The 20,593-nt window shown below is 71.9% G+C and carries 22 protein-coding genes; 6 read left to right on the top strand and 16 right to left on the bottom strand.

Annotated elements, in window-relative coordinates; genetic code table 11:
* Nucleotides 1-15 precede the first annotated feature (15 nt).
* The 3 genes from F563_RS0102035 to F563_RS23680 form a co-directional block, all read right to left on the bottom strand.
* The gene (locus F563_RS0102035) at nucleotides 16-399 is read right to left on the bottom strand and encodes a Zn-ribbon domain-containing OB-fold protein (protein ID WP_019012974.1); all 384 of its coding nucleotides are present in this window, start codon (nucleotides 397-399) and stop codon (nucleotides 16-18) included.
* 60 nt (nucleotides 400-459) lie between these two features.
* A complete protein-coding gene (locus tag F563_RS21245) occupies nucleotides 460-1,581 on the bottom strand; it encodes a lytic transglycosylase domain-containing protein (RefSeq protein ID WP_019012973.1) in 1,122 nt (373 codons plus the stop codon).
* Nucleotides 1,582-1,784: 203 nt separating this feature from the next.
* Complete coding sequence (locus F563_RS23680) at nucleotides 1,785-2,924, bottom strand: lytic transglycosylase domain-containing protein (protein WP_019012972.1); 1,140 nt, start codon at nucleotides 2,922-2,924, stop codon at nucleotides 1,785-1,787.
* 193 nt (nucleotides 2,925-3,117) lie between these two features.
* Between F563_RS23680 and F563_RS0102020 the strand changes: the two genes are divergently transcribed.
* Nucleotides 3,118-3,414, top strand: a complete 297-nt coding sequence (locus F563_RS0102020) for a hypothetical protein (protein ID WP_019012971.1) — start codon at nucleotides 3,118-3,120, stop codon at nucleotides 3,412-3,414.
* On the opposite strand, the gene F563_RS0102015 is transcribed toward F563_RS0102020, so the two are convergent.
* From F563_RS0102015 to F563_RS0102005, 3 genes are read right to left on the bottom strand one after another with little or no spacing between them, the layout of a single operon-like run.
* Nucleotides 3,415-4,236 (bottom strand): SirB1 family protein, encoded by an 822-nt coding sequence (locus tag F563_RS0102015; RefSeq protein WP_019012970.1) that lies wholly within the window; start codon nucleotides 4,234-4,236, stop codon nucleotides 3,415-3,417.
* Nucleotides 4,233-4,916, bottom strand: a complete 684-nt coding sequence (locus F563_RS0102010) for a class I SAM-dependent methyltransferase (protein WP_019012969.1) — start codon at nucleotides 4,914-4,916, stop codon at nucleotides 4,233-4,235. The genes F563_RS0102015 and F563_RS0102010 overlap by 4 nt, the downstream gene beginning before the upstream one ends.
* Nucleotides 4,913-5,911 (bottom strand): NAD(P)-dependent oxidoreductase, encoded by a 999-nt coding sequence (locus F563_RS0102005; RefSeq protein WP_019012968.1) that lies wholly within the window; start codon nucleotides 5,909-5,911, stop codon nucleotides 4,913-4,915. Before F563_RS0102005 ends, F563_RS0102010 begins: the two co-directional genes overlap by 4 nt.
* A gap of 101 nt (nucleotides 5,912-6,012) precedes the next feature.
* On the opposite strand from F563_RS0102005, the gene F563_RS0102000 reads away from it, so the two are divergent.
* From F563_RS0102000 to F563_RS0101985, 4 genes are read left to right on the top strand one after another with little or no spacing between them, the layout of a single operon-like run.
* Nucleotides 6,013-7,365 carry a nucleotide sugar dehydrogenase gene (locus tag F563_RS0102000; RefSeq protein ID WP_019012967.1) on the top strand — a complete coding sequence of 451 codons (1,353 nt, stop codon included), beginning with the start codon at nucleotides 6,013-6,015 and terminating at the stop codon, nucleotides 7,363-7,365.
* 4 nt (nucleotides 7,366-7,369) lie between these two features.
* Entirely contained in the window at nucleotides 7,370-8,893 is a 1,524-nt protein-coding gene (locus tag F563_RS0101995; protein WP_019012966.1) for a Gfo/Idh/MocA family oxidoreductase, read from the top strand.
* Entirely contained in the window at nucleotides 8,893-10,044 is a 1,152-nt protein-coding gene (locus F563_RS0101990; RefSeq protein ID WP_019012965.1) for a DegT/DnrJ/EryC1/StrS family aminotransferase, read from the top strand. The genes F563_RS0101995 and F563_RS0101990 overlap by 1 nt, the downstream gene beginning before the upstream one ends.
* 60 nt (nucleotides 10,045-10,104) lie before the next feature.
* Nucleotides 10,105-11,061 carry a hypothetical protein gene (locus F563_RS0101985; protein ID WP_026299252.1) on the top strand — a complete coding sequence of 319 codons (957 nt, stop codon included), beginning with the start codon at nucleotides 10,105-10,107 and terminating at the stop codon, nucleotides 11,059-11,061.
* Between the two features lie 11 nt (nucleotides 11,062-11,072).
* On the opposite strand, the gene F563_RS0101980 is transcribed toward F563_RS0101985, so the two are convergent.
* Nucleotides 11,073-11,615, bottom strand: coding sequence for a c-type cytochrome (locus F563_RS0101980; RefSeq protein ID WP_019012964.1), 543 nt, complete (start codon nucleotides 11,613-11,615; stop codon nucleotides 11,073-11,075).
* A gap of 137 nt (nucleotides 11,616-11,752) precedes the next feature.
* On the opposite strand from F563_RS0101980, the gene F563_RS0101975 reads away from it, so the two are divergent.
* Nucleotides 11,753-12,028 carry a hypothetical protein gene (locus F563_RS0101975; protein WP_019012963.1) on the top strand — a complete coding sequence of 92 codons (276 nt, stop codon included), beginning with the start codon at nucleotides 11,753-11,755 and terminating at the stop codon, nucleotides 12,026-12,028.
* A 57-nt stretch (nucleotides 12,029-12,085) separates the two neighbouring features.
* Here the strand turns inward: F563_RS0101975 and pufC are convergent, their stop codons facing one another.
* The 9 genes from pufC to bchC form a co-directional block, all read right to left on the bottom strand.
* The gene (pufC, locus tag F563_RS0101970; protein ID WP_019012962.1) at nucleotides 12,086-13,165 is read right to left on the bottom strand and encodes a photosynthetic reaction center cytochrome PufC; all 1,080 of its coding nucleotides are present in this window, start codon (nucleotides 13,163-13,165) and stop codon (nucleotides 12,086-12,088) included.
* Nucleotides 13,162-14,142: a photosynthetic reaction center subunit M gene (gene pufM, locus F563_RS0101965; RefSeq protein ID WP_019012961.1), complete on the bottom strand. Its 981-nt coding sequence runs from the start codon at nucleotides 14,140-14,142 to the stop codon at nucleotides 13,162-13,164. The genes pufC and pufM overlap by 4 nt, the downstream gene beginning before the upstream one ends.
* Before the next feature lie 18 nt (nucleotides 14,143-14,160).
* Nucleotides 14,161-14,985: a photosynthetic reaction center subunit L gene (pufL, locus tag F563_RS0101960; protein WP_019012960.1), complete on the bottom strand. Its 825-nt coding sequence runs from the start codon at nucleotides 14,983-14,985 to the stop codon at nucleotides 14,161-14,163.
* Nucleotides 14,986-15,095: 110 nt separating this feature from the next.
* Nucleotides 15,096-15,278 carry a light-harvesting antenna LH1, alpha subunit gene (gene pufA, locus F563_RS0101955; RefSeq protein ID WP_019012959.1) on the bottom strand — a complete coding sequence of 61 codons (183 nt, stop codon included), beginning with the start codon at nucleotides 15,276-15,278 and terminating at the stop codon, nucleotides 15,096-15,098.
* Nucleotides 15,279-15,291: 13 nt separating this feature from the next.
* Entirely contained in the window at nucleotides 15,292-15,507 is a 216-nt protein-coding gene (gene pufB / locus F563_RS0101950; RefSeq protein ID WP_019012958.1) for a light-harvesting antenna LH1, beta subunit, read from the bottom strand.
* Nucleotides 15,508-15,660: 153 nt separating this feature from the next.
* The gene (bchZ, locus tag F563_RS0101945; RefSeq protein ID WP_019012957.1) at nucleotides 15,661-17,106 is read right to left on the bottom strand and encodes a chlorophyllide a reductase subunit Z; all 1,446 of its coding nucleotides are present in this window, start codon (nucleotides 17,104-17,106) and stop codon (nucleotides 15,661-15,663) included.
* A 3-nt stretch (nucleotides 17,107-17,109) separates the two neighbouring features.
* On the bottom strand, nucleotides 17,110-18,549 hold the full coding sequence (gene bchY / locus F563_RS0101940) for a chlorophyllide a reductase subunit Y (RefSeq protein WP_245557086.1): 1,440 nt from the start codon (nucleotides 18,547-18,549) through the stop codon (nucleotides 17,110-17,112).
* Nucleotides 18,550-18,611: 62 nt separating this feature from the next.
* Nucleotides 18,612-19,631, bottom strand: coding sequence for a chlorophyllide a reductase iron protein subunit X (locus F563_RS0101935; protein WP_019012955.1), 1,020 nt, complete (start codon nucleotides 19,629-19,631; stop codon nucleotides 18,612-18,614).
* Complete coding sequence (gene bchC / locus F563_RS0101930) at nucleotides 19,628-20,563, bottom strand: chlorophyll synthesis pathway protein BchC (protein WP_019012954.1); 936 nt, start codon at nucleotides 20,561-20,563, stop codon at nucleotides 19,628-19,630. Before bchC ends, F563_RS0101935 begins: the two co-directional genes overlap by 4 nt.
* Nucleotides 20,564-20,593 lie beyond the last annotated feature (30 nt).

Here is a 20,593-nt window from a genome sequence, read left to right as displayed (position 1 = left end):
GCCCCCCGGCCCCCCTCAGACCGGATCGAAGACGATGCCCGGCGCGCCGTCGACCTCGGCGATGCGCGCCTTCACGCGCTGGCCGATCTTCACCTCCGTCGGCGGCACGCCCTCGACACGGCTCATCATCCGCACGCCCTCGTCGAGCTCGACGATCGCGATGTTGTAGTCGTTGGAGGAGCCGTCGGGGTTGGGGCGCTGACGCGCCACGGTGGTCGCATAGACCGTGCCGAGGCCGCTCGCCGGCACCCATTCGAGATCGCGCTCGCCCGTGCCAGGCAAGGCCACACGAGGGTAGAAGACGTGGCGCCCGGTGGAGGCGCTGCGCTGGATCATGAAACGGCCTTCCTTCAGGAAGGCGCGAAACGTCGCCTCAGGGCCCTGCCCCGCCTCGGTCATGGAAGCATCCTCCCTCTCCGTCGGCGGAGAGGATGGCCCGTCACGGCCGGGGCGGCAACCTCAGCTCTGCGCGTCCGGCGCCACCGCGATGCAGCTCTGCCCGGTGCGCTCCACGCGCTGGCACGCCGCGACCGCCGCCGTCGCCGACAGACCGACAAGCCGCGCGCGTACCAGCGTGCCGTTGGTGGTGACGACCGACGCGATGGCCACCTGCGCCCCGCCGAGCAGCTCGGGCGCCGCGCGGCGCGCCTGCTCGACCGCATTGCGAGCAGGACCATGGCTCTGGAACGCGCCGACCTGGATCGCCCAGGCGCCGCCGATCTGCGACGGCACCGGCGCGCCGAGCGCGGGTGCGGCCTGGGCCGACGAGATCAGCTGGAACCGGGCCGCGGGGGCCGGCGGGGCGGGCGGCGGCAGCGCGGCGCGCGCGATCACCGGCTCGCGCACCGGCGCGGTGACCGGCGCCGGCGCCTGCGCAACCACCGCCGGCGGACGCGGCGGCGTCGGCGGCCGATACGCAAGCTGCGTCGGCTGGCCGCCCACCGGGCGACGCAGCCCCGGCGGAATGTTCGTCGGCACCGCCGCCGCGGCATACACCTCGGGCGCGGCACGGTTCCGCGGCGCAACCCCCTCGATGCGCGGGGCGATCATCGCGACATAGCGCCGCGTCTCGTCCGGCAGGCCGCGCTGGCGCGCGAGATAGCGGTCGAAGGTACCGGGACCGGCGTTGTAGGCGGCGAGAAACCCGGGCGAGCCGAACCGATCGTACATCTCGCGCAGATACGCGGTACCGGCCAGGATGTTGTCGCGTGGATGGAACGGATCGCCGCCGAGCTGATAGCGCGCCCGGAGTTCCTCCCAGGTCGCCGGCATGATCTGCATCAGCCCCATCGCGCCGGCCGAGGAGATCGCGTCATGGCGCCCCGCGCTCTCCACCCGCATCACCTCGCGGATCCACGTCTCGGGCACGTCGTGCATCACCGCCGCCTCGGCGATGTAGGGACCCCAGGGGTCATGCGGCGGGCCGGGCGGGGTGTAATGGCTGGCCGTGTATCCGCCTTGGCGGACATTCGCCCGATCGGACGCGCAGGCCGCGGCCAGCAGCACCAGCGCCGCCATCCCCGCACCGCGGAGCACGGGGCGCATCCGGAAGCTCGAGGGCAGGCGCGGCGAGATCTTCAAGGCTCGGGTCCCCAGAACACCAAGAGAACACCGCAGGCTATGCCCTGGTGTTCAGCTCATGTGTCAGTATCCAGGCCTAAAGCCTTAAAGAATCGTCGCCAAACGAGCAACGGGATTGGAGTCGCGGTGGGCCATCCGGTGCGCGCCGCAGCGCCGCCGTGGCATCCCGGCAACACCCGCGCGGGGCAATCCGGCCATCAGGGTCAGCTGCGGGCGGGGGGCGCCACCGTGAAGCACCCCTGCCCGCGGCGCTCCACCAACCGGCAGGCGGCCCGCGCCGCCTCGGGCGAGAGCCCGACCAAGCGCGCGCGCACGAACCTGCCGTTCGGCGTCTCCACATCGGGTGTCGCCGCCACCGCGTGCGCGAGCAGGTCCGGTGCCGCATCCCGCGCCTGGTCGATCGCGCCGCGCGCCGGCTCGACGGTGCGGAACGCGCCGACCTGGATCGACCAGGCGCCGATGACGGTGGGGGCAGGCGGTTCCGGCACGTCCTGCCGCGGTGACGCGGCGGGCACCGGCGCCGCGCGCGCGGCCGAGATCAGCTGGAAGCCGCGCGAAGGCGGTTCAGGCGCGGGCGCAGGTGCGGCCGATGCCGAAGCACGGAGAGGCTCCGGGGCCGCCGCCGCGACGACGGCCGGCGCAGGCGGCTCGGGCGGCGGCAGCGGCGGCCGCCAGGCGACCGCGACCGGTGCGGAAGGCGCCGGGCGGCGCGGCCCGCCAACGAGCGACGGCGGAACGGCCGCGTAGACCGCCGGCGCGGCGCGGTTCTCGGGCGAGATGCCGGCGATCCGTGGCGCGATCGCCGCGACGAAGCGGCTCGTCTCGCGCGGCAGCGGATGGGCGCGCGCGAGGTGGCGCGAGAACGCGCCGGGACCGGCATTGTAGGCGGCCAGGAATCCGGGCGAGCCGAAGCGCTCGTACATCTCGCGGATATAGGCGGTGCCCGCGAGGATGTTGTCACGCGGATCGAACGGATCGCGACCGAGTTGATAGCGCAGGCGCAGCTCGCGCCAGGTGCCCGGCATCACCTGCATCAGCCCCATCGCGCCGGCGGGCGAGACCGCGCGGCGCCGTCCGCTGCTCTCGCGGTCGATCACCTCGCGAATCCACGCCTCGGGCACGTCATGCAGCGCGGCGGCCTCGGCGATGTGCTGCCCCCAGGGATCGAAGAGACTGTCGGCCGGTGCCGCGTAGTCGTGGATCACGGGATGCTGGCCGAGCCGCGCCGGCTCGCGCGGCAGGCGATCCGCGGCGCATCCCGTCGCGAGCACGAGCACGGTTGCCGCCAGCCCGCGCAGCCCCAGGTGTCGATCGGCGATCCCTGGGCAGCGCGGCGTGATCATCAGGATGCGTCCTTGAATCGTGGACGGCGCAGCGGGCACTGCGACCCGGCGTTGCGGCACCGGGCGGACGAACCCTAGGAACGGGTGGCGGAGTCGCGTCTCGCGGGAAAATTGCGCGCGCCGAGTCGGACTCGCGCACTCTCGCAGACGCCGCACGCGCGTGGCATGCTCGCAACACTCGCGCGAGTCGCTCGTGGAGGTGGTCCTGCGCGCCGTCCTGCCTGTGCTGCTGCTGGCCTGCGCCGCTGCCTGCGCGCGCCCGCCGCCGCCTGCGGCCGCGCCGGCCGCCGAGATGCCCGCGCCCGCTCAGCACCGCCTCGGAACGATCCTCGCGATCCGCCCGCTCGCGCCGGGCAGTGCCGAGTACATCGTGCGCGCCGACAGCGGCGCGACGATCGTGGTCGTGCAGCCCGATACCGAGCGGCTAGCCGTCGGCGAGCGCGTGAGACTGCACGAGCAGGGACGGACGCGCGTCACCCGCGCCCGGTGATCAGTTCAGCGTCGCGCGGATCTCGCGCAGCGTCGTGCGCGCCTGCGCCGCGGCCTCGGCATCCGGATCAAGGGACAGGAACCGTTCCAGGCAGGCGATCGCCGCGCGCGCGTGGCCGAGCCGCTGATGCACCAGTCCGGCCTCCTGCCAGAGCGGCGTCGCATCCGGCGCCAGCCGCAGCATGTCCTCGACGCAGGCGAGCGTCCCGGCGAGATCGCCCGCCCGCAGGCGGCGCATCCTGATGTTGTTCTGCAGGCGCAGCAGCACCTCGCGGTCGCGCATGCGGCGGAACAGTCCCGGATGAATCGCCGCGTCCTCGCCGGCGATTCGGCCGATCATCGCGCGCAGTTCCCCCGGCGAGGGCGCATGCCCCCGTGCGAAGGGATCGACCGCGACGGCGCGATCCGCCCCCTCGACGGCGACCAGGAAATGCGCGGGGAAGTCGATGCCCCAGGCGGGCCAGCCCGCCGCGCGCGCGGCGTGGATCCAGACGATGCCGAGCGCCACCGGCAGGCCACGCCGCCGTTCGATCACGCGCAGCAGGTTGGCGTTGGCGAGATCCTCGTAGGTCTCGCTGTCGCCCGCATAGCCATGCCGCCCCGCGAGCAGCGCCGCGAGCTCGGCCGCGCGCGCCTCGACCGAGACGGCCGTCAGCGCGCGCGCCTCGGCCGCCAGCGTCGCGAGATGCGCGCGCGCCGCGGCGAGATCGGCGTCCGGCGCATCGATCACCGCGAGCAGCAGCGCCGCCTCGACGAGATCGGGCAGGTCGCCTCCGGCCGCGCCGAGGCGATCGAGAGCGGCACGCGCCTCGGCGGGCGTCATGACGCACGGTCGCAGAGATGCATCACGCTGCGCGTCGGCGTCGTGAAGATCCGCTCGCGGACCCGCCAGCCTGCGGCGGCCAGCGCCCCTTCCCAGACCGCGAGCGAGGTGCCGCGATAGCCGACCTCCCATTTGTGGCCCAGCGGATCGGCCTCGGGCACGAAGGCGCGGAAGCGGTTCGGCCATTTCAGGTGCAGCGCGGTGCGGAGCCAGCCCGGCGCGAGCTGCACCGCGAGCCAGAGATGCAGCCCCGACCACGGCACCGAGACGATCAGATGCGCCGCCCCGGTCGCGTGCAGCCGGCGCAGCACGTCGCGGGCGGCCTCGAACGGCAGGTGCTCCAGCGTCTCGCAGCAGAGCACCGCGTCGAAACCGGAGACATCGGCCGGTTCCAGCGTGGTCAGGTCGCAGGCGTGGTGCGGCACGTCGGGGCGCGCGAACTGCCGCGGCCCGAGATCGAGCGTCTCCACCGCGTAGCCCGCGTTGTCGAGCAGCGCGGTGACGTAGCCGAGATAGGGGCCGATCTCGAGCACGCGCCGCGCCTGGATGCGGCCGAGCAGGTCCAGCTGGGCGTGCTGGTGCGGGCTCCGCTTGGGCGAGTAGTAGCGATGCCACTCGGACCGGTTCGCCGCCGGATCGGCTCGGCGATACATGGTCGTGCCCTCGGGAACCGTGCTCATGCGGCGATGCCGATCCGCTTCAGCCGGTGCGCGGCCTCGGGGTTCACGGCGCCCGGGGGGATGCGGCCCCGCGCCAGCGCCTCCACCTGGCGCACCGTGTCGAAGGCCTGGTGCTGGGCGGCCTGCGGCGTCAGCCCGCCGATATGCGGTGTCGCGATCACCTTGGGATGCGCGGCGAGCGCGGGCGTGGGCATCTGGTCGGGCGCGCGGCCGACATCCATCGCCGCCCCCGCGAGCGGACCCGCGTCGAGCGCGCCGAGAAGGGCGCCCTCGTCCACCAGATTGCCGCGCGCGAGATTGACGAAGAAGGCCCCGCGCTTCATGGCCGCGAAGGCGCGCGCATCGAGCAGGTTCTCGGTCTGGTCGTTCGCCACCACGAGGCAGACCACGAAGTCGGATTGCGCCAGCACGTCGTGCAGGGCCGCGTGGCCGATCGCGGGGTCATCGGGCGCGACATACGGATCGGCGACCACCACGCGCATCCGCATCGCCCTGGCGATCGCCGCGAGGCGCCGCCCGATCACGCCGTAGCCGAGGATGCCGAGCGTCGCCCCGGCAAGCTGCCGGCCCATGCGGATCTCGGGCATCTCGCCGCGGTGATAGGCGGCGGTCGCGCGTCCGATGCCGCGCGCCAGATCGACCATCATGCCGACCGCAAGCTCGGCCACCGAATCGGCAAAGCCGGGCGTCGCGCGGGTGACCAGCACGCCGGCCGCCGACGCCGCCGCGAGGTCGATCGTGCGGATATCGACCGCGCAGCGCAGGAAGGCGACGAGGTCGGGCGCGTGCGCGAAGGTCTCGGCCTCGCCCGGCGTCATGCGGTCCGACACGATCACGGCACAGCCGGACGCCGCCTCGGCGAGGTCGCGCCCGGCGAGATGCCGACCCGTAGTGTTGCGCCGCACCTGCGCGACCCGTTCGAGCGCGGCGAGCGCCTCCGAGCCGTAGTAGTTGCGGAACATCTCGTCGGTGTGGGCAAGAAAGACGGACAGCATCGCGGGCTCCGGCGGACTGGCGGGCGAGACTGGCCCGGCAGGCGTCGCGGCGCCAGACCTGTCCTTGCCGGCGGACCGGGTGCCGCCTAGAACGCCCGCCCATGGCCAAGCGCCCCCGCCCCGCCGACCACGCTGACGCCCTCGCCGACCGGATCGCCCGCCGCGATGCCACCGTCGGCGTGATCGGGCTCGGCTATGTCGGCCTGCCGCTGGTGAAGGTGTTCCTCGCGCGCGGCTTCCGCGTGCTCGGCTTCGACACGGACGCGGCCAAGGTGGCGGCGCTGAAGGCCGGCCGCTCCTACATCCGCCACATCCCGGCAGCGGACGTCGCGGCGATGAACGCCACCGGCCGGTTCGATGCCACCGCCGACATGGGCCGGCTCGGCGGGCCCGACGCCATCCTGATCTGCGTGCCGACGCCACTGACGCGCCATCGCGAGCCCGACATGACCTATGTGGTCGCGACGGCCGAGGCGATCGCGGCACGGCTGCGCCCGGGCCAGCTCGTGGTGCTGGAGTCGAGCACCTATCCCGGCACCACCGAGGAGGTGGTGAAGCCGATCCTGGAGCGCGGCGGCCTCGTCTCGGGTCGCGACTTCTTCCTGGGCTACAGCCCCGAACGCGAGGACCCGGGCAACATCGACCACGGCACCTCGACGATCCCGAAGGTGGTGGGCGCCGACGGCGAAGCGGCACTCGCGCTCACCCGCGCGCTCTATGACGCGGTGGTGGTCGGCACGGTGCCGGTCAGTTCCGCCGCCACCGCCGAGGCAGTGAAGCTCACCGAGAACATCTTCCGCGCCGTCAACATCGCGCTCGTCAACGAGCTGAAGCAGATCTACGCGCCGATGGGCATCGATGTGTGGGAGGTGATCGCCGCCGCCGCCACCAAGCCCTTCGGCTTCATGCCGTTCTGGCCCGGCCCCGGCCTGGGCGGGCACTGCATCCCGATCGACCCGTTCTACCTCACCTGGAAGGCGCGCGAGCACGAGGTCGCCACGCGCTTCATCGAACTCGCCGGCGAGATCAACACCGCCATGCCGCGCTATGTCGTGCAGCGCCTGGCCGACGCGCTGAACGACCGCGCCGGGCGCGGGCTCAGGGATGCGTCGGTGCTGCTGCTCGGCCTCGCCTACAAGAAGAACGTCGACGACATGCGCGAGAGCCCGGCCCTGAAGATCATCGAGCTCTTGGAGGAGCGCGGCGCGCGCGTGTCGTTCCATGACCCGCACATCGCCGCGATCCCGCCGACCCGCGCCTACGGCCACCTTGCCGGGCGCGCGGGTGTCGCGCTGACGCCGGCGACGCTGAAGGCCGCGGATGCCGTGCTGGTGGTGACCGACCACGATGCGATCGACTGGAAGCGTGTCGGCCGGCATGCGCGGCTGATCATCGACACGCGCAACGCGCTGCGCCGCGCCGGGCACGCGGGCGCGAACCTGGTGCTCGCCTGAGGCGATGCCTCCGCGCGTCGCCCTGATCGGCTGCGGCGCCTGGGGACGCAACATCGCGCGCAACCTCGCCGCAGCCGGCGCGCTCGCCGCGGTCTCCGACCTCGACGCCGAGGCGGCAAGCGCCGCCGCGCGCGGCGCGCCGGTGTGCGACACCGCGGCCGTGCTGGCCGACCCGCTGATCGACGCGGTGGCGATCGCCACCCCGGCGGCGACCCACGCGACGCTGGCCGCCGCCGCGCTCGCCGCCGGCAAGCACGTCTTCGTCGAGAAGCCGCTCGCGCTCGACGTGACCGAGGCGGAACGGCTGGTCGCGCAGGCGGCCGCCGCGCGGCGCGTGCTCATGGTCGGCCACCTGATGCGCCACCATCCGGCCTTCGCCGCGCTGCTCGCTCTCGTGCGCGACGGCCGGCTCGGCCCCCTCTCCTACATCCATGCGCGGCGGCTCGATCTCGGCCGCATCCGCCGCGAGGAGGACATCCTCTGGTCCTTCGCGCCACACGACATCTCGATGATCCTGGCCCTCGCCGGAACGTTTCCCGAGCGCGTCACCGCGCAGGGCGTCGCCGTGCTGAACCCCGCGGTCGCCGACGTCACCACGACCCAGCTCGCATTCCCGGGCGGGCTGCGGGCCGAGATCCACGTCTCCTGGCTCAACCCGGTGAAGGAGCAGCGGCTGGTGGTGGTCGGCGCCGGCGGCATGGCGGTGCTGGACGACGGCGCGCCCTGGGAGCGCAAGCTCGTGCTCTATCCGCACCGGATCGCTTGGCAGGGCGGCGTGCCGGTGGCCGAGCCCGCCTCCGGCGAGCCCGTGCCGGTCGTACCCGCGGAACCGCTTCAGGTCGAACTCCGACACTTCCTCGACTGCATCGCGACGGGCGCCACGCCGCTCACCGACGGCGCGGAGGGCCTCGCGGTTCTACGTGTGCTCGCCGCCGCCTCAGCCTCCCTGCGACCGCGCGAGGGTATCCACCCGAGCGTCGAGATCGCGCCCGATGCGACCGTCGGTGCGGGCACACGCATCTGGCACTACAGCCGGGTGCTCGCGGGGAGCCGCATCGGCGCGGACTGCCGGATCGGCCAGAACGTGGTGATCGGCCCGCGCGCCACCGTCCGCGACCGCTGCAAGGTGCAGAACACTGTCAGCCTCTACGAGGGAGTGACACTGGAGGACGAGGTGTTCGTCGGCCCCTCGGCCGTGTTCACGAATGTCCGCACGCCGCGCGCAGCGATCGACCGGCGCGCCGAGTTCGCCCCGACCCTGGTGCGCCGAGGGGCCACCATCGGCGCCAACGCCACGGTGCTCTGCGGCGTCACGATCGGCGCTTGGGCCTTCGTCGCCGCCGGGGCGGTGGTGACGCGCGACGTCGCGCCCTTCGCCCTCGTCGCTGGCAACCCGGCCGCGCGGATCGGATGGGTCGGGCATGCGGGGGAACGCCTCGTTTCCGCCCCGTCCGGCACCTATACCTGCCCGCGTACCGGGCGGCGCTACGTCGAGTCCGCGCCGGAGACGCTCACGGAGATCGCCTGATGCCGGAAGCCCCCCCGCCCACGCCGATCGCCTTCATCGACCTCGACGCCCAGCGCCGCGCGATCGGCCCGGCGATGGAGGAGGCGGTGCTGAAGGTGGTCCGCTCCGGCCGCTACATCCTCGGCCCGGAGGTGGCGGAGCTGGAAGCGGCCCTCGCCCGCTACGCCTCGGTCCCCTACGTGCTCTCCTGCGCCAACGGGACGGATGCGCTGGCCCTCGCCCTGATGGCCTGGGACATCAGGCCGGGCGACGCCGTGCTGGTGCCCGCCTTCACCTTCGCCGCCACCGCCGAGGTGGTGGTGTGGTTCGGCGCGACGCCGGTGTTCGTCGATGTGCTCGAGGACACGTTCAACATGGACCCGGCCAGCCTGGAGGCCGGGGTCGAGACCGCGAAGCGGCTCGGGCTGGTGCCCCGGGTGGTGATCCCGGTCGACCTGTTCGGCCAGCCCGCCGACTACGCGCGGCTGTTGCCGATCGCGCGCCGACACGGGCTGAAGGTGCTGGTCGATGCGGCGCAGTCCTTCGGCGCGACCTGGAACGGCACGCATGTGGCGGCCACCGGCGACATGGCGGCGACCAGCTTCTTCCCCGCCAAGCCGCTCGGCTGCTACGGCGACGGCGGCGCGGTGTTCTGCCATGACCGCGAGACGCTCGACCTGCTTCTGTCGCTCCGCGTCCACGGCCAGGACAACGACGACAAGTACGAGAACGTGCGCGTCGGCATGAACGGCCGGCTCGACACCATCCAGGCCGCGGTGCTGCTGCGGAAGCTCGCGGTGTTCGCGGCCGAGTGCGCCGCGCGCCAGCGCATCGCCGAGCGCTACAACGACGCTCTGTCGGATGTCGCGATCGTGCCGCGCCTCGCGCCGGGCAACATCTCCGTCTGGGCGCAGTACACGCTGCGCATCCCCGGCCGCGACCGTGGGCGTGTGCTCGCGGCCCTGAAGGCCGAGGGCATCCCGACCGCGATCTACTACCCCAAGCCGCTGAACCGGCAGACCGCCTATGCCCAGCACCCGGTGGCCGGCAACGGCGTGCCGGTGAGCGAGAAGCTCTCCGCCGAGGTGTTCAGCCTGCCGTTCCACCCCTACCTCGACGAGGTGACCCAGGACCGGATCATCGCCGCGACGCGGCGGGCGCTCGGGGCCTGATCAGGACCTGATTCCGTCACACCCGTGGAACAGACATGCCTCGGCATGCCATGATGCGTCATGGAGTCCGCCGATGAGCACTGCCCGCCCCCGGCTGGGCTGACGGTCGCCGGTCTACTCACCCTGCTCGGTCTCGGCCCCCGCGGCGAGGCGCTGCGCAGACGCCTCGCCCGCGCGCTGCACGAGCGCGCCCCCGCGCAGATTCCGGCCGAGGAGGACCACACCGCCTTCGGCCGGCGCCTGCTCGGCCTGCTCGCCACCGCCCAGGGCGACGCGATCTTCGCTCAGGCGGCCGGCGCGGTAGAAGCGGACATCGCCCCGCCCGAGCGGCAACTCGACCTGCTCGGCGCGGCCCGGCGCGCGGCGCTGCGCGCGCTCGATGACGCGGCCCCGGAGGCGGCATCGCGGCTGCGCGCCGCGCATCTGCCCGGCGCGCCGCCGGCGCTCGCGCTCGCGGAAGCGGCCGCCGAGGCCGCGCTCTGGAGCGAGGCGGCGCTGATCCTGTGGCGGCTCGCCGCGGTTCCCGCGCAGGCCGAGGATGCCGCCCGGCTCGCCGCCCGGCACCCGCCGCTCGCCGACGCCCTGCCCACCCTTGCCCGCCGCGCCATGGCCGACGAGCTGCCCGGCCCGGCGCGCCAGCGCGACCGGCTGCTCAGGCTGATGGGCCTCGCCGAGGATCCCGAGACCGCGACGCTGCTGCCGCCACCCGGCGCACATGTCGAGGCGAAGCTCGCCGCGCTGCCGCCGGAGCGCGTGGCCGAGCTGCCGCCCGGGTGGCGGGCGACCCTGCATCGCAGCTCAGGCCGCGCGGCCGGACGCATCACCGAGGCGCTCGCCGGCTTCGAGCGCGCCGCGCTGACGGCCGAGGCGCGCGAGACGGCGCTGCGCGAGGCGGCGCTGCAGGCGGAGCTCGATCTGCTGGCGGTCGAAGCCGCACTCGCTGCGGCGCGCGAGGCCGAAGCGGCGCGCGAGCGCGCGTGGCAGGCGTTGGTGCAGGCGATCGCGGCGGCGCGGTGAGGCGCCGGGGCTCAGGGCAGCGGCTTGGGCGTGGCGTCCAGCGTGCGCAGCCAGGCGATCAGGTCGGCGCGCTGCTGGGCGCTGGACAGGCCGTTGAAGGCCATGCGCGTGCCCGGCGCGTAGGCGCGCGGGTTGGCGATGAACTTGTTCAGTTCCTCGTAGCTCCAGGGCGTGCCGCGCATGCCGGCGATCACCTGCGAGTAGTTGAACCCCTCCGCATGCGCATGATCGGCGCCGACGATGCCCCAGAGATTGGGCCCGACGCCGTTGCGCCCGCCCTGGTCGAAGGTGTGGCAGGCGGCGCAGGCGCGCCGCGCGATCGCGGCACCGTTCTCAGGGTTGGCGTTGGCGAGCAGCGGCCCGATCGGCTCGATCGTGGGCGCGGCCGGCGCGGCCGGGGCAGCCGCCGGCGCCGCGCCGGTATCGATGTTCAGCACGCTCTGGTGGAGGCGCTTCGGATGCACCAGCGCGTCGCCGATGATGCCGGTCACCATGAACAGGATGCCCGCCGTCAGGATCGAGGCGGCGATCTTGTTCAGTTCCATCGAGTTCATCGGCGACGTGGTCCTTCGGCACGATCCCGGCCGGCGCGGCGACGCCGCCCGGTCCGACCGTCCATTAGGCGATCCGCAGCGGCGCTTCAACCCACCGCCCGCGCGTCCGTGACCGCGGGCCGACCCTCGACCGAGCTATGGCGCAGGCCATGGTGGGGCTGATCGGCGGCGGGCTGGTGGAGGCGATCCTCGCGCTCGTGGCGCTGGAGGCGGCAGTGCTCGCGGTCGTGCTGCGTCGCACGGGCCGCGGCGTCGCGCTGCCAGGCCTGCTCGTGACGCTGCTGTCGGGCGCGGCGCTGCTCCTGGCCCTGCGCGCCGCGCTGATCGGCGCCGGCGCGGTCTGGATCGGCGCCTGGCTCGCGGCCGCACTGGCTGCGCATCTGCTTGATCTCTGGCTGCGGCTCAGGCCGTGAGCCTGAAAGAAAGGGGCGGCGCAAGGCCGCCCCGGAGGGTCCAGTGGGAGTGGGGACTCAGCGCGAGGCCGAGCGCAGCGGACCCAAGGTCACGGCGTTCAGTTCGGGGTAGTCCGCCAGCATCGGCCGGCCGAGCAGCGGCTTGCTGGCGCCGAGATGGCAGGTGCTGCAGTTCACCTTCCACGGATCGCCGCCCGGGCCGAGGCGCGACTGGGTGGCGTCGCCCCGCTCGGGCGGTCCGTGCGGGTTGGCCGCCCAGAGCGGACGCAGGGGCTCGACATAGCTGGTGTTCAGCTCGCGCACCATGCGGATGCCGTGCCAGGCCGTCACTCGCTGCGGCGTCGAGCTCTCCCATTTCCCGAAGTTCTGGGTGTTGTGGCAGAAGGTGCAGTTCTGCCCGGTCGCGGCGCTGAAGTGGAACATCAGCCCGTAGGTCCACTCCGCGCCCATGATGGTGGCCGGATTGCCGTGCGGCAGCGGGCGCGTGCCCGTCACGCGGATCGGCTCGTCACGCAACAGGAACGGCGTGAACGGATCGTGCGGCAGCGAGGAGAGGCCCACCGCCGGCGAGGCGATGTTCTGCCCGGCCGCCGAGGCGACGATGCCGCGCGTCCGTCGCGGATCGGGATCGGTCGACCACACCGCCTCGGGGATCGGCTTGCCGCGATGGCAGGTGTAGCAGGTCACGCCGGTCTGCCCGACATGGGCCTGCCAGGAGGCGTTGATCGTCTTGGTCATCTGCAGCATCCGCCGCGTGACGACCTTGGTGTAGACCTCGTCCGAGGCGAGGTTCTCGGGGTTGTGGCAGTAGTTGCAGCCCTGCTCGGGCGACACCCAGGCGGTGATGCCGATCATGAGCCGGTTGAAGGCGTTGGCGTCGAGATCGCCCAGCACCTGGACGTTCTCGTACACCTCCGAGGCCTTCTGCCCGGCCGCGTCGAGCGGCGGCGTGGGCTCGGGCACGGCGTGGCGCGGAAGCTGCGCGGCCACCGTGCGCGGATTGGTCACCAGCTCCATCGCGGTGCCGCGCTGACCGACCTGGACCACATTCACCGGCGGTCGTTCGAAGCTCGTGACGACCACGATCACGCCGAGCGCGCCGAGGACGGCGAGCACGATCTTCAGGGTGAAGCTCATCGCATCGCTCCTGCGGCTGCGGCCGGGTCGGCCATTCCGGGGACGATCGGATCGTACATCGGCGCGAAGCCGTGCTTCACCGCCCAGAGGTACCAGTTGTCCACCACCGTGCCGGTGAGCAGGATGCCGATGCCGCCGGTCAGCGGGCACAGCACCGCGAACCACCAGGCCCAGCGATGGATGCTCTCCATCGTCGCGTTGAAGCCCATGGTCCAGCGCCAGAACAGGGCGGCACGCTCGGCCGCCGTGCCGCGATCGAGCGTCTGCTCGATCTCGCGCTCGCCGCCGTAGCGGGAGACGGCGAGGATGGTCGCGCCGTGCATCGCGAACAGGAGCGTCGAGCCGTAGAGGAAGACGATCGAGAGTGCGTGGAACGGGTTGTAGAAGAGGTTGCCGTAGCGGATCGAGAACGCCGCCGTCCAATCGAGATGCGGGAAGATCCCGAACGGCACCGCCTCCGACCAGCTTCCCATCAGCAGCGGGCGGATGAAGCCCAGCACCAGGTAGAGCCAGATCGCCGCGGCGAAGGCCCAGGCCACATGCGTGCCCATGCCGAGCTGACGCGCGCGGCGATAGGTGCGCGCCCACCAGAGCAGGATCGACAGCGTGAGGAAGAACCCCGCGAACAGCCACCAGCCCCCGTCATGCATCGGCGGCAGCCGCAGCCCGTAATGCGCCGGCGGCGGCTCGAGCCCGAGCCAGAAGAGCTGACGGACGAACTGCACCGGATCCCAGCGCACGGAGGCCCACATGTTGAGCCCGATCGTGACGAAGGCGACCAGGAAGAACGCGATCGACAGCGTGCCCAGCCAGCCGAGATAGATCGGCCCGAGCTGCGCATCGCCGATCTTGCCGAGCACGCGCTGGAAGCTCGCGGGTCCCGTGCGCGGCGAGTCGCCCTTCGGCAGGGGCACGCCCGGATAGGGTGTCGGGCCATGCACGATCACCCGGGTGAAGATGTTCTGGTATTCGGCCATCGGTGTCGCTCCCGTGCCTTACGACCAGATCGGAAGGTTGAGCCACCAGCCCCACCATTCCGGCCAGCCGCGGGTCCAGAACGGACCCGAGATGACGATGCAGACGGCACTCCAGAACCCCGCGGACAGCGCGAGGAACAGCCCGAGGCGATGGATACCGAGCGTGCCGATCGAGTAGCCGATCAGGTCGCGGAAGAAGGTGTTCTCGTGCTCCGGCGTCTTCACCGGCTCGCCCTTGGGCGGGTTCAGCGCGGAGAGCACCAGCGCGCCATGCAGGCTGAGCGCGAGCACGGTCGCGAAGAAGAACGAGATCGCGATCATGTGCGCCGGATTGTAGTGGAAGTGCAGGTACTGGTAGCCGACGTTCGAGACCCAATCGAGATGGCTGAAGATGCCGTAGGGGAAGCCGTGCCCCCAGGCGCCCATCAGCAGCGGGCGGATCACCACCAGCGTGATGTAGGCGAACACCGCCACGCCATAGGCGATCGGGATGTGGTAGCCCATGCCGAGCTTGCGGCTGATCTCGGCCTGGCGCAGCGCCCAGGAGACGAAGGCGCCGATCGCGCAGATGGTGATGAGCTGCCAGAGCCCACCTTCCTTGATCGGCGCGAAGGCGAGACCGTATTTCAGGTCGGGCGGGGCGATGTTGATCGTCCAGACATTGAACGTGCCCTGCAGCGCCGCGCCGTAGAGGATCAGCAGCGTGCCGAGCACCGTGAAGAAGATGGTCGTGACGCCGAAGAAGCCGACATAGAACGGCCCGACCCAGAAATCGAAGAGATCACCGCCGACGAGGGTTCCCCCTCGCACCCGGTACTTCTTCTCGAAGCTGAGCATCGCCATGGTGGGTTTCCCCTTGCCTGATCGAGAGCGGGCGGGCCGGGCGCGGGATGCCGGAGACGGACGGGCCCGGCACGGCAACGCCGCGCCCGCCCGTCATCCGGCGGTCGCCGCTAGGTCGGCATCACCTGCGAGGTGTCGTAGGTCACCATCGCAGTGCGACGCGGCCCGTCCAGCCAGTTGAACCTGTCGGTGCTGAGCAGGATGAAGTGGATCAGCAACGCCAGGACCAGCAGGAACACACCGAGTGCGACCAGCACCCGGCGCGGATCGAAGATCAACCAGATTCGCCACATGTCGGGACCCTCCCTAGGTCAGGTAGGACGCGACGGTGGCGGCACCGTCGATCATCGACTGCCGCCACCCGCCAACGGGTGGCAGCCAGGGACGCCACATCCAGACGAGGATGTGAGCGATGACGGCGACGACCGTGAAGATGACGAAGCTCGAGGTGAAGACTCCGTGGAATTCCTTCGCCTCGTGTTCCGTCAGCCCCGACAGCGAGCCGTCGGTTCGATCAGCCATTTCGGTACCTCTTGGCTGATGGCCTTGCGGCCGTTACCGCGCTAGTCCCGCGCGGCGGGGATCGGAACGGTGGGTCGCACCGTCGCCGATCGGTGGTCCGGTGCGCTGGGCGACCGTTCGCCCTCCGCACCGGGAAGGGGACGGGATGCCGCGTCATGCCGGCACCCCCTGGAGCTGGTCGGCGAGCACGCGCGCGGCACGCTCCACCGTCACGCGGGTCTCGCCCGCCTCGCGGGCCGCGCGCTCGATCCGCTCGCGCAGCCGCTTGGCCGCCGAGATGCGCACCAGGAACGGCTCGGATTCGAGATGCACATCGAGCAGCTCGCGCGCCTCGTCGTCCCAGGGCTGGCTCGCGCGCGCCGGCGTCGCCTCGATCCGGTCGAGATCCGTGCCCAGCGGCAGGATGTGGAACAGCGCGTCGAACAGCGCGTTGCAGTATTCCTGGATGATGTAGGTGGCCCCCGCGTAGCCCATGAACGGCGTGCCGGTGGCGCGGCGGATGATCGCGCCCGGGAACGAGGCCGGGATGTACATCGCGCGCGACTTCAGTTCGGCGGCGTACATGCGCTCGTTGTAGGATCCGAACAGGACCAGCGGCGGCGTCTTGCGCATCGCCTCGCGCACGGCGGCGTTGTCGGGCTTGTGCCCGGGCTTGCGCGCGAAGGCGAAGGCGCAGGGCACGCCCATCTCGTCCTCGAGGAAGCGCTTCAGTCCGCGCGTGTAGGTCTCGGAGGCCACCACGGCGAAGGAGGCGGAGGCGAAGAAGTCCTGGGTGACGCTCCGCCAGAGATCCCAGATCGGCTTGATCGTGGTGTGCTTCTCGCGCGCGATGAAGGGCTCGGGATCGACGCCCACCAGTTCGCCCAGCGTGCGCAGGAAGTTGGTGGTCGCGAACAGGCCGATCGGCGCCTGGAGATACGGCCGGTCGAGCGCCTCGCAGAGCTTGCGGCCGAACTCGCGGTACAGGCAGATGTTCACGTCGGCATCCGCGAGGCGCGGAATCTCGTCGAGATGCGCACCCAGCGGGAACACCTGGTTCACCTCGCAGCCGATCCCCTCGACCAGGCGCCGGATCTCGGCGAGATCGGACGGCATGTTGAAGGTGCCGTAGATCGGCCCGATGATGTTCACGCGCGGCTTGGCACCCTCGGCGCGCGCCTTGCGCACCTTCGGCTTCTTCAGCCCGAACTCGGTCCAGAGCCAGTAGATCGCGCGATCGGCGGCCTGCCACTGATCCTCGTCGATGGTGCGCGGAATGAACCGCTTGAGGCTCGATCCCTCGGGTGTCACGCCGCCGCCGATCATCTCGGCGATCGAGCCGGTGACGACGACCGAGGGCAGCTCGACATCGCCCGTCTCGTCGGCGCGCTTGAGGAGCTGTTCCGTGCCGTTCTGCGACAGCGCGTCCTCGTCGAGGCCCGTGACCGCGATCGGCAGCTCGTGCGGCGGCAGCGCATCCGTGTAGTGCAGCACCGCGGTGACGGGCAGGTTCTCGCAGCCGACCGGGCCGTCGATCACCACGCGCAGGCCCCGCACCGCGGTGAAGGCGTAGACGCAGCCCCAGTAGCCGCCGGCGCGATCATGATCGAGGACGAGCATGGCCTACGTCCCCACCGCTTCTTCGGCCTTGGCGCGCGCGGCGCGCAGGCGCTTCTGCCGGTCGCGGAAGCCGGCAGGCTCGGCGGGAATGTCCTTCCAGCCATAGCCCGGCCCGGTCGCCGTGCCGACGCCATCGAAGAACGACACCATGCGGCGGAACCGTTCGGCTCCGCGCGTCTGGGCGGCGACGATGCCGGCGATCGATCCCGCACCGGCCGGGCCGAACAGCGGCCGGGCCGAGACCATGTTGGTGAAGTAGAGCGCCGGGATCGCCGCTTCCTTCGCCTTCTGCACCACCGGGGTCGTGCCGAGCGCGAGATCAGGCCGCACCTCCAGCATCGCGGCGATGTCCTGTTCCAGCGAGGCGCGGTACTGCACGTGTACCCCGCGCGCCTCGAGCCAGGCGCGATCGTCCGCCGACCATTCCGTGCGCGGGCAGGCCGTGCCGACATAGGGCACGCGCGCCCCCGCCTCGATCAGCAGCCGCGCGACCAGCAGTTCCGAGCCCTCGTAGCCCGAGACCGTGACGGTCGCGTCGATCGGCGCGGCCTTGAGCGCGCTCGCGATCGCGGGCAGCGCGCGCGCCTTCGCCGCGTCGATCTTCTCGGCACCCACGCCCGCCGCGGTTCCGACCGCATCCAGCCATACTGACGTGCCTTCCACGCCGACCGGCCCGGAGCCGACGACGGGGCGGCCGGCGGCGCGGAACTCGCGCACCGCGGCCACATAGAACGGATGCACGGCCGCCACCGCGACGCAGTCGAGCGCGCCGTAGAGATCACGCCATTCGCGCGCCGGCGTGGTCGGGCCGACCGCCAGCCCCATGGGTGCGAGCAGCGCGCCGATCCCGACCGGATCGGCCGGGAACAGCTCGCCGATCAGCGACACGGTCGGCAGATCGGCCTGGTCGCGCGGCCGCGCCACGGGTCCGGCCTCGGCCTCGCGGCGCGCATAGGCCAGCATCGCGCCGGCGAGCACATCCTTCGCCTCGGCATGGGTCGGCACGCCGAACCCGGGCACGTCGATGCCGATGATGCGCACGCCGTTGATCTGCTTCGGCAACAGATCGAGCGGCACGCCCGAGGCCGTGGGCACGCAGAGATTGGTGATGACCACCGCGTCGACCTGCTCCGGGTCGGCCGCCTTGTGCACGGCCTCGCGGATGTCCTCGAACAGCTTGCCGGTGACGAGGGTCTCGCTGTTGAACGGCACATAGCCCACGGTGCGGCGCGCGCCATAGAAGTGGCTGGTGAAGGTCAGGCCATAGACGCAGCAGGCCGAGCCCGAGAGGATCGTCGCCACGCGGCGCATGCGCAGGCCCACGCGCAAGCTGCCGAAGGCCGGGCACATCGACTGCGGCTGGTCGTGGGGCCCGCGCGGATAGTCGGCGGCGAGCCGGTCCATCGTCGTGCTCTTGCCGGCCGCGCGCGCAGCCTCGCGCATCGTCTCGCGGCCGCCATGACAGCCGGTGTCGGGAGGCGGACGAGGGGCGGCGCCGCCGTCCATCACACGCCCTCGTACACGACTTCGAGGGAGGGCTTCTCGATCAGATCGGCGGCGCACATGTCCTCGATCGTCGCCGGATCGAGCACGACATCGCGTCCCACCGTCTCGCCGCTGAACAGGCCGAGCAGCTCCTCCTGGGTGAGCGGCTTCGGGCGCACCGGCGGGGCTTCCGCCACCTGCACGCCGAGCGCCTCGAACAGCGGCCCCCAGCGGCCGCCGGGTTTGCCGATGATCTCGTAGTTGGCGCTCTTGCGGCGGATGTCCTCGTCGGCCGGGATCGCGGCGAGCACGGGGATGCCGGCATGCTCGGCGAAGGCCGCCGCCTCGCCCGTGCCGTCATCCTTGTTGATGACGATCCCCGCCACGCCGACATTGCCGCCGAGCTTGCGGAAGTACTCCACCGCCGAGCAGACATTGTTGGCGACGTAGAGCGACTGCAGGTCGTTCGAGCCGACGATGATCACCTTCTGGCACATGTCGCGCGCGATCGGCAGGCCGAAGCCGCCGCACACCACATCGCCCAGGAAGTCGAGCAGCACGTAGTCGAAGTCCCAGCGATGGAAGCCGAGCTTCTCGAGCAGTTCGAAGCCGTGGATGATGCCGCGTCCGCCGCAGCCGCGCCCGACCTCGGGGCCGCCGAGCTCCATCGCGAACACGCCGTCGCGCTTGAAGCACACGTCGCCGATCTTCACCTCCTCGCCGGCGGCCTTCTTCTTCGAGGAGGTCTCGATGATGGTCGGGCAGGACTTGCCGCCGAACAGCAGGCTGGTGGTGTCGGACTTGGGATCGCAGCCGATCAGCAGCACGCGCTTGCCCTGTTGCGCCATCATGTAGCTGAGGTTCGCCAGCGTGAACGACTTGCCGATCCCGCCCTTGCCGTAGATCGCGATGATCTGGGTCTGTTTCGTCGGCGTGCCGGTCGCGGGCGGAGGCGGATCGATCGCGGCCTCGGCGCGCAACGCGCTGGCCTGGCTCTGCTGCGGCGACGGCACGGGCTTGCCGGCGGGGATGACGGTCATTGGACCTCCCTCCAATCCAGCACCATCTTCAGACAGGCCGGGTCGGTGAATGCGGTGCGGTAGGCGGCCTCGGCATCGCGTGCGGGCGCGCGATGCGTGATGAGACCGTCGAGCGAGAGGCGATGCGCGGCGATCAGCGCGCTGACGGAGACGAGGTCGGCGGGCTTCCACTCCGCGGCGATGCGCAACCGCGCCTCGCGCATGAAGGCCGGCGGGAAGGCGAAGGAGAGGCGGTCGCTGTAGAAGCCGGCGAGCACGATCTCGCCGCCGGGCGCGAGCCGCGCGACCAGAGCGTCGAGGATCGCGGCGTCGCCCGAGACATCGGCGATGATCCGGTAGTCCTTGCGGGGGTCCTCGGCGGGATCGCACACCGCGTAGCCGTGCGCGCTGCCGCGCCGCGCGGGATTCGTTTCCCACACGACCGGCGCCGCGCCGGCGGCGACCGCGATGCGCGCCATCAGCCGGCCCAGCACGCCATGGCCGACGATCAGCCCGGGCTGCGGCCCATCGATCGGGAAGGCATGATGCGCGGTGGCGGCGAGTGCGATCAGCACGCCGAGATCGCCGAGCGTGGCATCGATCGGCACCACGCGCGCGCCCGCTGCCACCAGCCGCGACGCCGCGCCGCCGAACAGGCCGCGCGCGTTGCGGAACCCGGTCGATCCGGGCACGAAGACCGTCTCGCCGACGGATCGTCCTGAGGCCGATCCGGCCGCGGCGATGCGACCGACCGATTCGTATCCGGGGACGAGGGGGTAGCCCATGCCGGGGAAGGGCGGCATCCGCCCCGACCAGAGCAGACGCTCGGTGCCTGTGCTGATCCCGCTCCAGGCGACATCGACCACGACGTCGGCCTCGCCCGGCTCGGCCAGATCCAGCCGGCTCAAGGCCAGCCGTTCCGGTTCCTTCATCAGCACGGCGACGGTGTCCATCAGGGACTCCACGCGTCTGCCTCCCCATGT

The sequence above is a fragment of the Elioraea tepidiphila DSM 17972 genome, from assembly GCF_000378465.1.
GTDB classification, from domain to species: domain Bacteria; phylum Pseudomonadota; class Alphaproteobacteria; order Acetobacterales; family Acetobacteraceae; genus Elioraea; species Elioraea tepidiphila.
Note: the sequence above shows the minus strand (reverse complement) of the source record. Positions and strands in the feature narration are given on the sequence as shown.

Bases quoted from the DNA above. Each gene is read 5' to 3' on its own strand.
- F563_RS0102015 (WP_019012970.1), bottom strand. From the start codon at position 4,236: ATGACGCCCGCCGAGGCGCGTGCCGCTCTCGATCGCCTCGGCGCGGCC.
- F563_RS23680 (WP_019012972.1), bottom strand. From the start codon at position 2,924: ATGATCACGCCGCGCTGCCCAGGGATCGCCGATCGACACCTGGGGCTG.
- F563_RS0101995 (WP_019012966.1), top strand. From the start codon at position 7,370: ATGCCTCCGCGCGTCGCCCTGATCGGCTGCGGCGCCTGGGGACGCAAC.
- F563_RS0101990 (WP_019012965.1), top strand. From the start codon at position 8,893: ATGCCGGAAGCCCCCCCGCCCACGCCGATCGCCTTCATCGACCTCGAC.
- pufB (WP_019012958.1), bottom strand. From the start codon at position 15,507: ATGGCTGATCGAACCGACGGCTCGCTGTCGGGGCTGACGGAACACGAG.
- pufA (WP_019012959.1), bottom strand. From the start codon at position 15,278: ATGTGGCGAATCTGGTTGATCTTCGATCCGCGCCGGGTGCTGGTCGCA.
- F563_RS0102005 (WP_019012968.1), bottom strand. From the start codon at position 5,911: ATGCTGTCCGTCTTTCTTGCCCACACCGACGAGATGTTCCGCAACTAC.
- bchZ (WP_019012957.1), bottom strand. From the start codon at position 17,106: ATGCTCGTCCTCGATCATGATCGCGCCGGCGGCTACTGGGGCTGCGTC.
- pufC (WP_019012962.1), bottom strand. From the start codon at position 13,165: ATGAGCTTCACCCTGAAGATCGTGCTCGCCGTCCTCGGCGCGCTCGGC.
- F563_RS0101975 (WP_019012963.1), top strand. From the start codon at position 11,753: ATGGCGCAGGCCATGGTGGGGCTGATCGGCGGCGGGCTGGTGGAGGCG.
- F563_RS0101985 (WP_026299252.1), top strand. From the start codon at position 10,105: ATGGAGTCCGCCGATGAGCACTGCCCGCCCCCGGCTGGGCTGACGGTC.
- pufL (WP_019012960.1), bottom strand. From the start codon at position 14,985: ATGGCGATGCTCAGCTTCGAGAAGAAGTACCGGGTGCGAGGGGGAACC.
- pufM (WP_019012961.1), bottom strand. From the start codon at position 14,142: ATGGCCGAATACCAGAACATCTTCACCCGGGTGATCGTGCATGGCCCG.
- bchY (WP_245557086.1), bottom strand. From the start codon at position 18,549: ATGCGCGAGGCTGCGCGCGCGGCCGGCAAGAGCACGACGATGGACCGG.
- bchC (WP_019012954.1), bottom strand. From the start codon at position 20,563: ATGGACACCGTCGCCGTGCTGATGAAGGAACCGGAACGGCTGGCCTTG.
- F563_RS0101980 (WP_019012964.1), bottom strand. From the start codon at position 11,615: ATGAACTCGATGGAACTGAACAAGATCGCCGCCTCGATCCTGACGGCG.
- F563_RS0101935 (WP_019012955.1), bottom strand. From the start codon at position 19,631: ATGACCGTCATCCCCGCCGGCAAGCCCGTGCCGTCGCCGCAGCAGAGC.
- F563_RS0102000 (WP_019012967.1), top strand. From the start codon at position 6,013: ATGGCCAAGCGCCCCCGCCCCGCCGACCACGCTGACGCCCTCGCCGAC.
- F563_RS0102035 (WP_019012974.1), bottom strand. From the start codon at position 399: ATGACCGAGGCGGGGCAGGGCCCTGAGGCGACGTTTCGCGCCTTCCTG.
- F563_RS0102010 (WP_019012969.1), bottom strand. From the start codon at position 4,916: ATGAGCACGGTTCCCGAGGGCACGACCATGTATCGCCGAGCCGATCCG.